Here is a 14,956-nt window from a genome sequence, read left to right on the forward strand (position 1 = left end):
AAGATCTCATCCCCGTTGCGCAGCGGGAGCAGCGAGTTGCCCTCGGTCGCCGCGATCCCGATCAGCCGCTCCAGCCTGCGTCTGAGCCGCTGGGACCGCCTGTCGCCGAGCCGCGCGTCCAGCTCGACACCGTCTTCCGGCACGGGGTTCTCGTCCGGTACCGCGTTGTCAGGGGCCAAGGTTGCTTCGGACATGCATCACCTGCAGGGTAGACGGGACGAACGCCCGGTGTTGCTCCACACCGGACTGGACGGCTAGTACCCCCGGGTTCCTCCGGCGAACGCCACAGAATCGGTCACGGCGGCGTGCCCGGCGTACGGTCACCCGCGCTCCGCGTCTTCCGGCCGACGGCCACGACGTGACCGTGCTGCCGCGACGGCGCCCAGCACCGCGCCGACAGCCAGGACGAGAAGCCCCCTCAGCCATACCTCACCCTCGATCTGGGTGGCGAGCACGACACAGGAGACGGCTCCCAGCACCGGAACGGGAGTCGGTGCCCGGAAATGCTCCTGGGGGACCGCATCGCGGCGCAGTACGAGCAGCGAGGTGTTGACGAGGAAGAAGACCACCAGGAGCAGCAGGACCAGCGTGGAGGCGAGCGTGGAGACATCGCCGGTCAGCGCGAGCAGGAGCGAGAGCGCCGTGGTGGTGGCGATGGCGGCCCAGGGGGTGCGCCGCCCGGGCAGGACCTTCGTCAGGAAGCCGGGCAGCAGGCCGTCCCGCGCCATGCCGTAGGCCAGGCGCGAGGACATGATGCCCGTCAGCAGGGCTCCGTTCGCCACAGCCACCAGGGCGATGGCACTGAAGAGTTCCGGGGGGACCCCTCCGGCGGCCCGGACGACTTCGAGGAGCGGCCCGCTCGATTCCGCCAGCTTCCCCGTCGGCACGGCTGCCGCAGCGACCAGTCCGATCAGGATGTACACCACGCCCGCGGTGACCAGGGCACCGAAGAGCGCTCGGGGGTACGAGCGCCGGGGGTCACGTGTCTCCTCGGCCACGTTGACGGACGTCTCGAACCCGACGAACGAGTAGTAGGCGAGCACCGCCCCGCTGAGCAGGGCCGCTACGGGCCCCTCATCCGTGGTGCCGAGGTCCGTGAGCCGTCGCATGTCTCCGTCACCGCGCAGCACGATCCAGGCACCGAGCCCGATCACCAGGAGCAGCCCGCTGACCTCGATCACCGTGGCGACGACGTTGACCCGGGTCGACTCGCTGATGCCTCGCGCGTTCAGCAGCGCCAACGCGGCGAGGAAGACGATGGTCACCAGCACCACGGGGAGGGTGACGAACTCGGACAGGTAGTCGCCGCCGAACCCACGGGTCAGAGCGGCCACCGATACGACGCCGGCCGCGAGCATGCAGAATCCGCCGAGGAACCCGAGAAACGGCCCGTAGGCCAGGGTAGCGTAGTGGGAAGCGCCACCCGCGCGCGGATACTTGGTGACCAGCTCCGCGTAGGAGGCCGCTGTCAGCAGGGCCAGGCACAGCGCCGCGAGCAGGGGAGCCCACACGGCGCCGCCTGATTCGGCGGCGATCTCACCCACCAGGACGTACACGCCCGCCCCGAGGACGTCTCCCAGGATGAAGAAGTAGAGCAGCGGAGTGGTCAGGGTCTTCTTGAGCGGGCTGGGAGCGTCCGCTGCCGGGGGCTTCATGGGGGGATGTTTCACGGGTCCCGTATACCCGGCCAGGTGCCTGGCAGACAGCTCATCCCTCGGATGCGTTCACTCCACCGGCCGGTTTCCGCCGGCCGCCCACCACTGAGTGGGGGAGCGCGGGTCGCCGCGGGTGCGGGGCTCACCGTACTGTGCGCTGTACGGCATCCTGCGGGGGACTCCACGGGCCAGAGCGGCTCAGGGCGTGGCCGAACAAGGAGATGACTGTGCCTGAGCAAGTGGCCCACCGCCATCCGGCGGAATCACCGCCCCCGACGCCCGACACCCGCGGCGACGCGCAGGCGCGAGCGCGCCGCGGGCCCGCGGCGGCGTCAGGGGCCACGGACACCATCCGGGTCGCCTCGGTTCCCGCGGGCCACGTCTACGTGCACCACCTGTCTCCGCCCGGAGGCGACCGCGTGACACGTCTCACCGACCCCCGCCCCTGCGGCGCCCCCAGTGGTTCCCAGCAGTGGTGGCCGCCGGTCATGCTCGAGCCGGACTGGGTCGAGGAGAACGCCGCCTCCTTCGACGTCTTCCACCTGCACTTCGGCTTCGACGCGCAGACCCCCCAGGCGCTGGGTGAGCTCGTCGCGGCGCTGCGCCGGAACGGAAAACCGCTCGTCTACACGGTCCACGACCTGGCCAACCCCCACCACCACGACGAGAGTGAGCACCGGGCACAACTGGACGTGCTCGTCCCCGCAGCGGACCGGCTCATCACCCTCACTCCGGGCGCCGCGCGGGAGATCTCCGCGCGATGGGGCCGTTCCCCGCTGGTCCTGCCGCACCCGCACGTGGTCGGACCCGCCGAGCTGGCCCGGCCACGGCCCGGACGCGAGGCGTTCACCGTCGGCGTGCACGCCAAGAGCATCCGCCCCAACATGGATCCGCTGCCCGTGATCCGGGTGCTCGCCGACGTGCTGCCGGAACTGCCCGAAGCGGTGCTGCGCGTCGACTGCCACCCGGACGTCGACGACCCGGCAAGTCACTGGTACGCGCCCGGAGTGCTCGACGAACTACGGGAGATGAGCCGAGCGGGGCGACTGGAGCTGAGCGTGCACGACTACTTCGACGACGACGCGTTGTGGGACTACCTGATCGACCTGGACGTCTCCGTGCTGCCCTACCGTTTCGGCACTCACTCCGGCTGGCTGGAGGCGTGCCACGACCTCGGAACCACCGTCCTCGCCCCGTCCTGCGGGTTCTACGCAGAGCAACGCCCGTGTCTCCTCTACGGACACGACCGGCAGGGCCTGGACGCGGCGTCCCTGCGGAAGGCGGTGCGTACCGCCTACGAGCAGCGTCCCGCCTGGCGCGCCGTCCCGGCGGAGCGCCAGGACGAAAGGCGCCGGATCGCCGAGGCACACGAAGCGGTCTACGCGGACCTGCTGTGACCACCGCTCCGCCGCCCGCGTCCGGGGCCGCACCGCTGCGCATCGCCCTGATCGCTTCCGCCCGGTACCCGATCGCCGACCCGTTCGCCGGCGGTCTGGAGGCGCACACCTGGACGCTGTCCACGGCCTTGCGGACCCGCGGTCACGAGGTCACCGTCTTCGCCGGGCCCGGGTCCGACCCGGCGCTGGGTGTGATCGAGATGCCCCTGCGTGCACCCCGGATCAGCGAGAGCGCTCGCCGGGATCCGAGCATGGTGGCCGCGTCGTGGCTGGAGGAGCATCACGCCTACCTCCAGCTGATGCTCGATCTCTCCCGCGGGCCTGAGCGGTACGACGTCGTGCACAACAACAGCCTGCACTACCTGCCGGTGGCGATGGCCGCCGCGCTCTCCGTCCCCGTCGTCACCACCCTGCACACCCCGCCCACGCCGTGGATCGAGTCGGCCATCCAGGTCGCACCGCACTGCCCGGTGCACTTCAGCGCGGTCAGTGACCACACCGCCGCGGCGTGGCGGCACGTGGTGCCCGCCGCCACCGTGGTGCGCAACGGCATCGACACCCGGCGCTGGAACCCCGGCCCCGGCGGGGAGGAACTGGTCTGGTCGGGGCGGATCGTGCCGGAGAAGGGCGCGCACCTGGCGATCGAGGCCGCGCAGCTGTCCGGCCGGGGGCTGCGGCTCGCGGGCCCGGTGGGGGACAGCGAGTACTTCGAGGCGTGCATCCGTCCCCGGTTGAACCGCACCACCACCTACGTGGGCCATCTCCAGCAGCCGGAGCTGTGCGAACTGGTCGGCTCTTCGGCGGCCGCCGTGGTCACCCCTTGCTGGGACGAACCGTACGGGCTGGTGATCGCGGAGGCGCTGGCCTGCGGGACACCGGTCTGCGGGTTCGCCCGGGGTGCGCTGCCGGAGATCGTCACGCGCGACTGCGGCCGCCTCGTACGCCCCGGTGACTGCGCGGCGCTCGCCAAGGCGGTCGAGCCCACGATCGCCCTGTCCAGGGCCGACGCCCGGCGGCACGCCGAAACCTTCTGCTCCATGGGCGTCATGACGCGCAGTTACGAGCGCCTCTACCGGTCGGTGTCGGCGTGATCGGCTACTACGTGCACCATCAGGGCAGTGGCCATCTGCACCGCGCCCGGTCCATCGCAGCACGCTGTCCCCTCACGGTGACCGGCCTCTCCTCCCTCCCCGCCCCCGACGACTGGCCCGGCCCGTGGGTCCGCCTGCCGAGGGACGACGACGGCGACCCGGGGGCGTTCGGTGATGTGACGGCGGGCGGGCGGCTGCACTGGGCGCCAACCCGGCACGCCGGACTGCGGGGGCGGATGGCACGGATCGCCCGGTGGATCGAGGAGACGTCGCCCCGGCTCGTGGTGTCCGACGTCTCCGTCGAAGTCGCCCTGCTGGCCAGAGTCCTGGGCACCCCGACCGCCGTCGTGGCCATGCGCGGCGACCGCACGGACCCACCGCACCGGATGGCCTACGACCTGGCCGAACTGCTCCTCGCCCCGTGGCCGGTGACTCTGGCGGAGCCCGGCTGGCCCCGGCACTGGCGGGCAAAGACGGTCCACACCGGCGCGTTCTCCCGTTTCGACGGCCGCCCGCCCGCGCCCGCCGAGGAGCGGCCGCACGGGGCGCCTCCTCGGCGGGTACTCCTGCTCATGGGTACGGGCGGGACCGACATCTCCGCCGCCGAGGTGGCTGCCGCGTCGGCGGCCAGCCCCGGTTGGCGATGGGTGACGCTGGGTGGCCCGGACGGCCGGTGGTCGGCGGACCCCTGGCCCTCCTTGTGCGCGGCGGACGTCGTGGTCACCCACGCGGGGCAGAACGCCCTCGCCGAGTGCGCCGCCGCGCGACGCCCCGCCGTGGTCGTGCCGCAGGAGCGCCCCTTCGGTGAACAGGCGGCGACCGGACGCGCCCTCACACGCGGCCGCCTGGCGGTCGTCACCCCTCGATGGCCGAAGGCGAAGGACTGGACCGCCCTCCTCGAACAGGCCCACGCGAACGGCGGGGAACGCTGGTCGCGGTGGGCTCCCGGGGACGGCGCCGCCCGGGCCGCCCGCGCCCTGGCCGACGCCGCACGCGACGACGGACGGGCCCCGTGATGCGTACCGCCGTGATCACTCTCGCCGCCGGCCGGCACAGGCACCTCGCACTGCAACAGGCCGGACTCGCGGCCGGCTCGCGTCCACCGGACCAGTACGTGGTGGTCGCCATGGGCGATCCGGGCCTGGGCGCGGTCCTGGCCGATCGCCGGCCCGCCGCGACGGTCATCGACTGTCCGGTGCCCGAGGGGAACCTGCCCCTGGCCCGCGCCCGGAACCTCGGAGCCGGTCACGCCCTGGAGCAGGGCGCCGAACTGCTGGTCTTCCTGGACGTCGACTGCGTCCCGGACGAACGGCTCCTGGAACGCTACCGGCAGGTGGCCCTCGACCCGGCACACGAGCGCTCCCTGCTCTGCGGCACCGTCTCCTACCTGCCGCCACCGGACCCGGCCGGATACCGACTGGCCGAGCTCTCCACGCTGGCCGAGCCCCACCCCGCCCGACCGGCGCCGGCGGCCGGGGAGATCCGCCGGGGCACGGACCACGCGCTGTTCTGGTCCCTGTCCTTCGCCGTGACCGCCAAAACCTGGCACACCGTCGGTGGATTCTGCGAGGACTACGAGGGGTACGGCGGCGAGGACACCGACTACGGCCAGCGGGCCCGCGCCGCCGGCGTCGGGCTGACCTGGGTGGGCGGTGCGCCGGCCTTCCACCAGTACCACCCGGTCGCCAGCCCGCCGGTGGCCCACCTCCACGACATCCTGCGCAACGCCGAGACCTTCCACCGCCGCTGGGGCTGGTGGCCGATGCGCGACTGGCTCAACGCGTTCGCCGACCGCGGACTCGTCCACTGGAACCGTTCCGCCGACCGATGGGAACCGGGTCGGGGCCCTGACGGCTAGCGGGTGCGGTCCGAGGCCGGCCAGACGTAGGGCAGGCCGTCGGGGTCGTCGGGGAACAGCGGGGCGTAGACGTCCGGCGCCTTGCTCCGCAGCGCCGACCGGTGGCTGCGGTGGAAGGCGGGATCGCCCAGCCACGGCGGCAGCTCACGGACCGCCGCGAGCTGTTCCTGCGTGCGCACCCCCGGAGCCGCCCGGTGGGAGGCGAACTCGGTCATGAGGGAGGCGGCGCACGTGTCCGGGCGCCCGGCCGCCGTCCATACCCGGCAGATCTCGAGTCCGTAGCGCACCAGCGCCTCCTCGTAGCCGGTCCACATGCGCACGGCCGGGTGGTGCCGCCACCCGTAGCCGGGGACGGTCAGTCCGCGCAGCACCTGGAGCGCCTCGACCCGCTGTTTGCCCAGGCGCCGGGGGTCGAGTGACGCGGCCGACGCGGCGAAGTCGGGATAGGGCAGGAACGTCTGCATGATCATCCCACCGCTGGGGGTGATGGAGGCGCAAGCGTGAGCCTCTCCGTGTGAGCTCCTAATCTCGCACGGGAAAGCGCACCCCGCAGGATCGGAGCGCGGGGGCTCTCCGGCGGCTGCCTGTGCTCACCCCCTCGATCACCACGGTGCCCCCCTCCGGGTCGACGACCCGGGGGGGGGAACCAGCGAGCGGAGGTCAGCGCGCGGGCCGGAGCTCCAGCGTGCAGCACTTCACGCTGCCGCCCGCCTTGAGGAGTTCGGACAGGTCCACGCCGACCGGGCGGAAGCCGCGGTCGCGGAGCTGCTCGGCGAGGGCGGTGGCGTTCTGCGGCAGGACCACGTTCAGCCCGTCCGATGTGGCGTTGAGCCCGAACACCGCCGCGTCCTGCGGCGACGCGAGCACGGCGTCCGGGAAGAGGCGTTGCAGGACCGCGAGGCTGCCGGGGGAGAAGGCCCCCGGGTAGTAGGCGATCGTCTTCTCGTCGAGCACGGTGAGGGCGGTGTCCAGGTGGTAGTAGTCGGGGTCCACCAGGGTCAGCCCGATCACCGGCCGGCCGAAGAACTCCTGGGCCTCGTCGTGGGAACGGGGGTCGCTGCGGAACCCCGTACCGGCGAGCAGGAGATCGCCCACGAGCAGGTAGTCGCCCTCCCCTTCGTTGACGACGCTCGCGGTGCGCAGGTCCGGGAAGCCGTTGTCGCGCAGCCAGTCGTGGTACGCCGGACCCTCGGCGATGCGCTCGGCGTCACGGAAACGCGCCACGAGGGCGCGCCCGTCGACGACCGTGGCGCCGTTGGCGGCGAAGACCATGTCGGGGAGGCCGCGGATGGGTTCGATGGTGTCGACGGTGTGCCTGAGGCTCAGGTAGACCTCGCGCAGTCGCTCCCACTGGGCGATGGCCAGCGGAGTGTCGACGGGCTTCTTCGGGTCCATCCACGGGTTGATGGAGTAGACCACGTCGAAGTAGGTGGGCCGGCACATGAGGTAGTGCCGGGCACGTGCGGTACGCATGGGCAGGAGTCCCGATCGTCAGGGGCGGCCGGTGAGATAGCCGCCCATCGAGGTGAAGTACTCGGTTGCGGGAAGTTCGCGGCCGTCCCCGGTCCGTACGCGGGTGATGGCCAGACCGTGGTTGCGGCCGGTTCGGGCGTCGGCTCCGGCGACGATCACGACGCCGTCGCCCTCGCGGTAGAAGATCCGGCCCGGGGTGCCGCCGTAGCGGCCCTCGGACACGACAGCGGAGACCACTTCGAGCCGCTGCCCCTTGTGGAAGGTGAAGGCGCTCGGATAGGGGGCGGACTGGGCGCGGATCAGACGCTCCAGGGCCTCGGCGGGCCAGGTCCAGTCGATACGGATGTCCTCCTCGGCCCGCTTGTGGAAGAAGCTGGCCTTCGACCGGTCCTGCCGGGTGAACTCGGTCCGCCCCGAGGCGATCAGGTCCAGCGCCTCGGTGGTGACCGGGGCGATGAGGTCGACCGTCCGGTGGAAGAGGTCGGTTGCCGTGTCGGCCGGCCCGACCGCGACCGACCGCTGGACGACGATGTCGCCCGCGTCCAGTTCCTCGTCCATCAGGTGGGCGGTGACGCCGACTTCCGGCTCGCCGTTGATCAGCGCCCAGATCAGCGGCGAGAAGCCCGCGTAGGCGGGCAGCAGGGAGTCGTGGATGTTCAGCGTGCCGTGGACCGGGAGGTTGTAGATCTCCGGCGGCATCCACGTCCGCCAGTTGTTGGCGACGATGATGTCCGGGGCCACCTCCTTGAGGCGCTCCACCAGTTCGTCGTCCGGCCGGTTGCGGATGATCACGGGGATCCCGTGCTTCTCCGCCAGGTCGGCCACCGAGTCGCTCCAGATCTTCTCGTAGGCGTGCTCGCTCCTCGGGTGCGTCACGACCGTCACCACGTCGTGCTCGGAGTCCAGCAGCGCTTGCAGGGTGCGGTGCCCCCAGGTCTGGTAACCGAACATGACGACCCGCATGGAGGTGCCTCCTTGGAAGAGTGATGGACCGGCGCTTTAGTAAAGCAAGCCTTACCTAAGAGCACAACGGCCCATGATGCACAGGCGGGTTGACGGGCCGACTCGGCCGGAAACGCACCATGCCGTCGACAGGGAAGGGCGTGCGGGTTAGCTTGTCCCGGCCCGCTCCGCGGCCGTGCGCCGTGGGTCCGACCGCGACGGGGAGGGACCTCCCATGCTCTGTACGAGGCTGACGAACGCCCGCTTCCTCACGATGGACCCGCAGCACCCCGTCGCCCGTGACCTGGGCATCTGGCGGGGCCGGATCGTCGGCCTGGACGAGGCGGTGACCTCCCTTCCGGCCCGCGAGGTGGTCGATCTCCAGGGTGCCACCGTCCTGCCCGGTTTCATCGACAGCCATGTCCACCTGGCCTGGGCCGGGTTGAAGGCCCGTACGCCCAGCGTCGCCCCGTGCCGACGGGCCGAGGACATCCTGGCCGTGGTGGACGAAGCCGCCCGGCGCCCCGCGCCCTCCGGTGCCTGGCTGGATGTCGCGGGGTACGACCAGCGGGCGCTGGGCCGCCATCTGACCGCCGCCGAACTGGACCGGGTCAGCCACGGCCGCAAGGTCCTCCTCATGCACGACTCCGGACACGCGTGTGTCGTCAACACCGCCGTGCTGGACCTGCTGCCGGCCGAGGTGCGGCACGAGGAGGGTTTCCTGGCCGAGAGCGCCATGACCGCCGCCCGCCGGATGCGACTGCCGTACTCCCAGGAGGAGCTCGCCGACGCGGTTCGGCACGCCGCCCGCGGCTGTCTCGCCGAGGGGATCACGGCGTGCGCCGAGGCGGGCGTCGGCGGCGGGCTGCTGGGCCACAGCCCCGTGGAGCTCGGCGCCTACCAACTCCTCCGCGACCAGGGCCGACTGCCCCTGCGCGTCCAGCTCATGGCGTCCGGCGACACCCTGCGTACGCGCGCGGCCCACCCCGACGACGGCTTCACCCAGGCCCTGGACCTCGGACTGCGCACCGGGTTCGGCGACGACTGGCTCTCCCTGGGCGCCCTGAAGATCTACACCGACGGCGGCATGATGGCGCGCACGGCCGCGCTCACCTCCCCGTACGAGGGAACGGACGACACCGGCCGGCTCCAGGACGACCCCGACCGGCTCACCCGCCTCATCGTCGACGGCCACCTCGCCGGCTGGCAGCTCGCCGTCCACGCGATCGGGGACCGCGCCGCCGACCTCGCGCTGGACGCCCTGGAACGGGCCCAGAAGCTGAAGCCCCGGCCGGACGCGCGCCACCGCATCGAGCACGCCGGGCTGATCCGCCCCGACCAGCTGCCGCGCTTCGCCGAGCTCGGGGTGAGCGCGGTCGTCCAGCCCAACTTCCTGCGCTACTTCGGCGACGACTACGCGACGGTGATGGGGGAGCGGCGGGCCGGCTGGATGTACCGGGGCCGGGGTTTCCTGGACCAAGGGGTCACCCTCGTCGGCAGTTCCGACCGGCCCGTCACGGACGGTTCCCCGCTGCGGGCGATTCAGTTCATGGTCGAACGGGCCTCCGTCTCCGGCCGGATCATCGGCGGGGACGAGGCGATCGACGTCGAGGAGGCCCTGCGTGCCTACACGGTCGCCGGTGCCCACGCCTGCCGCTGGGACGACGTGGCGGGCACCCTCGCCCCGGGCAGGCGTGCCGACTTGGTGGTCCTCGGCGACGACCCGCACCGGGTGGAGACCGCGCGGATCGGTGACATCGAGATCGTGACGACGTTCGTGGACGGCCGGGACACGCGGGAATCCTCACCGGCCTGAGGGTCCGGCGGAGGCTTCGCGCGCGCCTCCCGCGAAGAGATCAGGGAATCACCACCTTTTTCGTGTTATTCAGGACGAATGGGGACATCGGCCCCGTAGGTTGGGGAGAACCGCCACTCGACTGGCGTCCTACGTCACCCCGACACCGCAACCGGACGAGCGCCGGACCTCCGCTGTTCCACCGGTCGCCCGGCGCCCCGTGCGCCGCTGTTCACGAACGAGGAAAGGCAGGGCAGGTGAACGTGCTTGGGATCATCGCCTCCGGTGTGGCCGCGCTGTTCATCACGGTCGTACTCGCCAAGGGCGTCCGCCGCACGGCGCTCCGTTCGGGAGCCGGCCGCGAGCCCGGCGCGCGCCGGTCACGTACCGGGGTGGTGCGCAGACTGGGCGGCGCGCCGGTCGTGGTCGGCGTCGGTACGGCTGCCGCCGCCGGCTGGGGGCTCGGAGCGGCGGGCGGCTCCGGACGGGCCGTCACCGCAGTGCTGACCGGGGCCGCGATCGTCGCCGCCCTGGGGCTCGTCCACGATGTGCGGCCGCTCGGGGTTCCCCTGCGGATGGCGGTGCAGACGGCCGCCGCCACACTCGCCGTCTGTCTCGCCGGGCTGCCACCCGTGGCGGGCGTCCTGGCCGTGATCTGGATCGTCCTGGTCACCAATGCCGTCGCCCTCCTCGGCACCTGCGACGGGGTGCTGGCGACCGTCGGCGCCGTCACCGCCGCCGGGCTGCTCGCCTGCGCCGCCCTCGACGGCCGGTGGGGGCTCGCCCTGCTGCCCGCCGTACTGCTCGCGGGGCTCCTCGGCTTCCTGCTCCACAACTGGCACCCCGCGCGCATCCGTCCCGGGGCGTGCGGTTCCCTGTTCACCGGATTCGTCCTGGCGGCCTCCGGCGCGCTCATCCACGCGGCGGCACCGCCGGAACGCGCCGCGTGGGCCGCACTGCCCGTCCTGGCGACCGTGGCCCTCGCCGACACCGCCCTCGTCCTGGCGTCCCGGCTCCGCGCCTCGCGCCCGCTGCTCCGGGGCGCCGACGACCACATCACCCACCGCCTGCGCCGGGTCCGCGTGACCGTGCCCGGAACGGCCGTCGTCCTCGGCCTGTGGGCGGGCGTCCCGGTGGCGGTCGGCGCGCTGGTGTACGCGGGGGTTCTGCACCCCGTTCTCGCCCTCGTACCGCCGGTGGCCAGCGCGCCGGCCGTCCTGGCCCTGCTGAGGATCCCGGCGTACCTGCCCCCGCCGGGACCCGCCCCCCGCCGCCCGGCCAACGGCCCCGCTGTCCCGCCCGCGTCCCGAGGCGCCGCGTCCCGAGGCGCCGCGTCCCGAGGCGCCGCGTCCCGAAGCGCCGCGTCACGAAGCGCCGCGTCCCGAAGCGGCACGTCGGCAAGCACCGCACCGGCCGGCGCCGAGCCGGCCAGGACCGCCGCCGGCCGTCCCACCGTGCCTCCGCCGCCCACCGGCCGCCCCGCCGTCAAGGTCACGGCCGACCGGCGCTGACGCGAAGGCTCCGAGGACCCCCGGCCGGTAGCGGTGGCCTCACCCCCGCCACCGGCCGAGCGTGGCCCGGGCGGCCGTCCGCGCGTACGGAGAGACCATCAGGAACGGCGCCCACGGCCAGGTGTGGCGCAGGCAGTACACCCACCACTGGCGCGGCGGCAGCTCCCGTACGGAGGTGACCCGGCGCAGCGCCTCCCGCACGCCGATCCCCGGCTCCCGGGAGCTGGGGACGTCCGGCCCCTCCACGCACACCCCCACGGGCGACGGGGCGACGAAGGAGGGGACCCCGGCCCGCCGGGCGCGGAAGCCGTGGTCGTAGTCGCCCATCCGGTGGCGGAAGACCTTGTCGAGGTCCCCGACCAGGTCGTGCGCGGCCCGGGAGAGCAGCACCACCCGGCCGTCGTACGTGTCGCACGGCTCGGGGTGCTGCCCGCCGGGCTCCACCAGCGCGAGCGAGCGCCCGCGCCGCCCCGAGTACACCGTGGCCCCGTCCGCGCCACGGACCGCCCCTACGACGACCGCCCCGGCCCCCACCGCGTCCGCGGCGCGCAGGAGGACGGCGAGGGCGTCCGGGAACAGCTCGACCCCGTCGTCGAGCCAGAGCTGGTGCGTCCACCGGTGGCTCGGGCCGCCCGGCCTGCCGCGGTGCGAGCCGCCGCCGCCTCCGCCGCTGCGGCTGTTGCGGCTGGCGATGCGCATCGCCTGGTTGCGGGGGACGTCCGCGCCCACCGACATGACCTCCACGGCCGGATGGCGGAGGCGGACGGCCTCCGGAGTACCGTCGGTGCTGCCCGCGTCGACCAGGTGCACGCCCAGCGTGGCGTGGGCCGGAAGCCCCTGCTGGTACCCCAGGGCGTTCAGCGCCGACAGGGTTCTCGCGCGCCGGTTGTGACTCGTCATCAGCACGGCCAGGTGGACGGAGTGCACGGCGGAGCTCCTCAATGCTCGAATCTCATCATTCACGCATAAAAGCCGATAATCCGCATAGGCTGAGTGAGTGAGCGCCGCACCGATGCAGAACCCGTTCCCGCCCGAGCCCGGCCCACTCGCTCCGGGCCGGACCCGCCGGGCGGTGCGGCTGGTGGCGTTCCTCCTGGCCACGCTGGGCGTGGCGACGGTGGCACTGACCTCGACGGTCCGCGCCACCGTCCTGTCGCCGGACTACTACCGGTCCGTGCTGGACGAGGAGGCGGCCTACGACCGCCTCTACAGCGAGGTGCTCGTCGATCCGGCGATCGCCCCCCTCACCCGCGACCTCCTCGCCCACCTGCCCGTGCCCGAAGCGCTGGTGACCTCCAACATCAAGGTCGTCCTGCCGCCGGCGACCGTCCGCTCACTGACCGACCAGCAGATCCACGCGCTCACCGACTACCTGCGCGGCGACACCGATGAACTGCGGCTGACCGTGGACATCGACCCGGTGCTGGCGAACCTGGCCGAGCTCGCGCGCATCTACTTCGGTGACCTGGTCGCCAGTCTCCAGGACCGGGACGAACCGGACTTCGCACGGTTCACCGACGACCTCACCACCGCGCTCGAAGCCCTCAGGGAAGGCCGTGCGCCCTCCTTGCCCGCCCTGCCGCTCACCGACGACCAGGCGGCCCGCGCCACCGACGCCCTGCTCACCTTGGTGCCCGAGCGGGAACGGACGGCCCTGCGCCCCGATGTGGAGGCGGCCCTGGGGAGGGGCGACGTATCGACGGCGCTGGCGACGACCGCGGCCGCCGCCCTCGCCGACGGGTCACGTACGGCCGCCGCGGACCTGCGCGCCACGCTCCAGGGAGGTACGTGGGACCTCACCGCGACCCTGACCGCCGCGGGCAACGACCTCGAAGCCCTGGAGCAGGCCCGCGAGCGGGTGCGGCGCCTGACGCAGCTCCAGATCCTCGCCACCGCCCTGGCGCCGGCCTCCCTCGCGGTGCTCTGGGCCACCGGCCCCGGGGCTTTCGCCCGACGGGTGATGGTGCTGGGGCAGGCGGTCGCCTGCGGCGGAATGCTCGCGGCGGTGGCCGTGCTGCCGGTCCGGCCGGCCACCGGGGGCCGGTTCCTCACCACCCGGTCCTCCGGGCCGCCGAGCGTCACCGCCCTCGTCGAGGACCTCCAGCGCAACGCCGTGGACCAGGCGGTGGCCACCGGACTGACCGCCGCCCTCAGCGCCCTCGTGGGCGGGGCGCTCCTCACCGCGACCGGCTGGGCGTTCCTGGTGCGGCCGCGCACGCTGCCGGCCCCCACCGCCGTACGGGGGGTGGCCGCGGGCGTGACCTGCGCCGCGCTGGCGGGCGCCCTGCTCGTGCCGTCGGCCCTCGGCCCGTCCGCGCCCCGCCGCTGCCAGGGCAGCGGCGAACTCTGCGAACTGCGGTACGACGAGGTCGCGCACCTCACGGCCCACAACGCCATGTCCACCACCGCCGACCGGTTCATCGGGCCTCTCCAGGACCCCGACATCACCACCCAGCTCGACACCGGTGTCCGGGCGCTCCAACTGGACACGTACCGCTGGGAGAACCCGAGGGACGTCGCCGCCCGGCTGGACGACCCCGAGTTCACCCCTGAGCAGCGCCGGCTGATCTCCGCCGCGATCGACCGGGCCAACCCGCCGCGCGAGGGCCTCTGGCTCTGCCACAGCGTCTGCCGGGCTGGGGCGGTCGAACTGGTCCCGGCCCTGGCGGACATCGGCGCCTGGCTGCGCGCCCACCCCGACGAGATCGTGACGCTCATCGTCCAGGACGACATCGGCGCCCAGGAGACCGAGGAGGCATTCCGCCGGGCGGGGCTCGACGACCTGCTCCACACCCCGTCCGAGGACCCCGACGAGCCGTGGCCCACGCTGGAGGAGATGATCGACAGCGGCCGGCGGCTGGTGGTGTTCGCCGAGAAGGCGGGCGGCCCGGCACCCTGGTACCGAAACTTCTACCGGTACGCGATGGAGACGCCGTTCGCCTTCCGCAGCCCCGAGGTGATGAGCTGCGAACCGAACCGGGGCGGCACCGGCAAACGCCTCTTCCTGCTCAACCACTTCGTCACCGACGGGGGCGGCAGCCGGCTGGACGCGGGCCGGATCAACGCCCGTGACTGGCTGTTGGAGCGGGCCCGGACCTGCGAGGCCGAGCGCGGCAGCCCGGTGAACTTCGTCGCCGTCGACTACACGACCGTCGGCGACGCGCTCGGGGCGGTGGAGGAACTGAACACCCGCCGCGCACGGGACCGCCGGTGACCCGCCTCACCCTCCATGGC

Annotated in this window: 12 protein-coding genes and 1 pseudogene; 7 read left to right on the forward strand and 6 right to left on the reverse strand. The window is 73.0% G+C overall.

The window, feature by feature from the left end; genetic code table 11:
• A pseudogene (locus tag ACIQAK_RS18210) lies at positions 1 to 194 on the reverse strand (cardiolipin synthase B); the annotation flags it as partial.
• Between the two features lie 126 nt (positions 195 to 320).
• Positions 321 to 1,655 (reverse strand): APC family permease, encoded by a 1,335-nt coding sequence (locus tag ACIQAK_RS18215; RefSeq protein ID WP_366389254.1) that lies wholly within the window; start codon positions 1,653 to 1,655, stop codon positions 321 to 323.
• 419 nt (positions 1,656 to 2,074) lie between these two features.
• Here ACIQAK_RS18215 and ACIQAK_RS18220 point away from each other — a divergent pair, with 419 nt between their 5' ends.
• From ACIQAK_RS18220 to ACIQAK_RS18235, 4 genes are read left to right on the forward strand one after another with little or no spacing between them, the layout of a single operon-like run.
• On the forward strand, positions 2,075 to 3,052 hold the full coding sequence (locus ACIQAK_RS18220; protein WP_366389253.1) for a glycosyltransferase family 1 protein: 978 nt from the start codon (positions 2,075 to 2,077) through the stop codon (positions 3,050 to 3,052).
• The gene (locus tag ACIQAK_RS18225) at positions 3,049 to 4,143 is read left to right on the forward strand and encodes a glycosyltransferase family 4 protein (protein ID WP_366389252.1); all 1,095 of its coding nucleotides are present in this window, start codon (positions 3,049 to 3,051) and stop codon (positions 4,141 to 4,143) included. Before ACIQAK_RS18220 ends, ACIQAK_RS18225 begins: the two co-directional genes overlap by 4 nt.
• A complete protein-coding gene (locus ACIQAK_RS18230) occupies positions 4,140 to 5,159 on the forward strand; it encodes a glycosyltransferase (protein WP_366389251.1) in 1,020 nt (339 codons plus the stop codon). The genes ACIQAK_RS18225 and ACIQAK_RS18230 overlap by 4 nt, the downstream gene beginning before the upstream one ends.
• A complete protein-coding gene (locus tag ACIQAK_RS18235) occupies positions 5,159 to 6,001 on the forward strand; it encodes a galactosyltransferase-related protein (protein WP_366389250.1) in 843 nt (280 codons plus the stop codon). Before ACIQAK_RS18230 ends, ACIQAK_RS18235 begins: the two co-directional genes overlap by 1 nt.
• On the opposite strand, the gene ACIQAK_RS18240 is transcribed toward ACIQAK_RS18235, so the two are convergent.
• The 3 genes from ACIQAK_RS18240 to ACIQAK_RS18250 all read right to left on the reverse strand — a co-directional run bounded on the left by ACIQAK_RS18240 (position 5,998) and on the right by ACIQAK_RS18250 (position 8,437).
• Positions 5,998 to 6,465, reverse strand: a complete 468-nt coding sequence (locus tag ACIQAK_RS18240; RefSeq protein WP_366389249.1) for an MSMEG_6728 family protein — start codon at positions 6,463 to 6,465, stop codon at positions 5,998 to 6,000. The genes ACIQAK_RS18235 and ACIQAK_RS18240 overlap by 4 nt on opposite strands.
• 196 nt (positions 6,466 to 6,661) lie before the next feature.
• Positions 6,662 to 7,474, reverse strand: coding sequence for a dimethylargininase (gene ddaH / locus ACIQAK_RS18245; protein ID WP_366389248.1), 813 nt, complete (start codon positions 7,472 to 7,474; stop codon positions 6,662 to 6,664).
• Positions 7,475 to 7,492: 18 nt separating this feature from the next.
• Entirely contained in the window at positions 7,493 to 8,437 is a 945-nt protein-coding gene (locus tag ACIQAK_RS18250; protein ID WP_366389247.1) for a methionyl-tRNA formyltransferase, read from the reverse strand.
• Between the two features lie 214 nt (positions 8,438 to 8,651).
• On the opposite strand from ACIQAK_RS18250, the gene ACIQAK_RS18255 reads away from it, so the two are divergent.
• Both ACIQAK_RS18255 and ACIQAK_RS18260 read left to right on the forward strand, forming a co-directional pair.
• Entirely contained in the window at positions 8,652 to 10,232 is a 1,581-nt protein-coding gene (locus ACIQAK_RS18255; RefSeq protein WP_366389246.1) for an amidohydrolase, read from the forward strand.
• 236 nt (positions 10,233 to 10,468) lie between these two features.
• A complete protein-coding gene (locus ACIQAK_RS18260) occupies positions 10,469 to 11,722 on the forward strand; it encodes an MraY family glycosyltransferase (protein WP_366389245.1) in 1,254 nt (417 codons plus the stop codon).
• A gap of 39 nt (positions 11,723 to 11,761) precedes the next feature.
• On the opposite strand, the gene ACIQAK_RS18265 is transcribed toward ACIQAK_RS18260, so the two are convergent.
• Positions 11,762 to 12,649 (reverse strand): glycosyltransferase family 2 protein, encoded by an 888-nt coding sequence (locus ACIQAK_RS18265; RefSeq protein ID WP_366389244.1) that lies wholly within the window; start codon positions 12,647 to 12,649, stop codon positions 11,762 to 11,764.
• 70 nt (positions 12,650 to 12,719) lie between these two features.
• On the opposite strand from ACIQAK_RS18265, the gene ACIQAK_RS18270 reads away from it, so the two are divergent.
• Entirely contained in the window at positions 12,720 to 14,936 is a 2,217-nt protein-coding gene (locus ACIQAK_RS18270) for a hypothetical protein (protein ID WP_366389243.1), read from the forward strand.
• Positions 14,937 to 14,956 lie beyond the last annotated feature (20 nt).

It is taken from the genome of Streptomyces sp. NPDC088706, from assembly GCF_044752765.1.
GTDB lineage: Bacteria > Actinomycetota > Actinomycetes > Streptomycetales > Streptomycetaceae > Streptomyces.

Excerpts from the sequence above, each read along its gene's own strand:
- ACIQAK_RS18215 (WP_366389254.1), bottom strand. The coding sequence starts at position 1,655 with ATGAAGCCCCCGGCAGCGGACGCTCCCAGCCCGCTCAAGAAGACCCTG.
- ddaH (WP_366389248.1), bottom strand. The coding sequence starts at position 7,474 with ATGCGTACCGCACGTGCCCGGCACTACCTCATGTGCCGGCCCACCTAC.
- ACIQAK_RS18255 (WP_366389246.1), top strand. The coding sequence starts at position 8,652 with ATGCTCTGTACGAGGCTGACGAACGCCCGCTTCCTCACGATGGACCCG.
- ACIQAK_RS18235 (WP_366389250.1), top strand. The coding sequence starts at position 5,159 with ATGCGTACCGCCGTGATCACTCTCGCCGCCGGCCGGCACAGGCACCTC.
- ACIQAK_RS18240 (WP_366389249.1), bottom strand. The coding sequence starts at position 6,465 with ATGCAGACGTTCCTGCCCTATCCCGACTTCGCCGCGTCGGCCGCGTCA.
- ACIQAK_RS18250 (WP_366389247.1), bottom strand. The coding sequence starts at position 8,437 with ATGCGGGTCGTCATGTTCGGTTACCAGACCTGGGGGCACCGCACCCTG.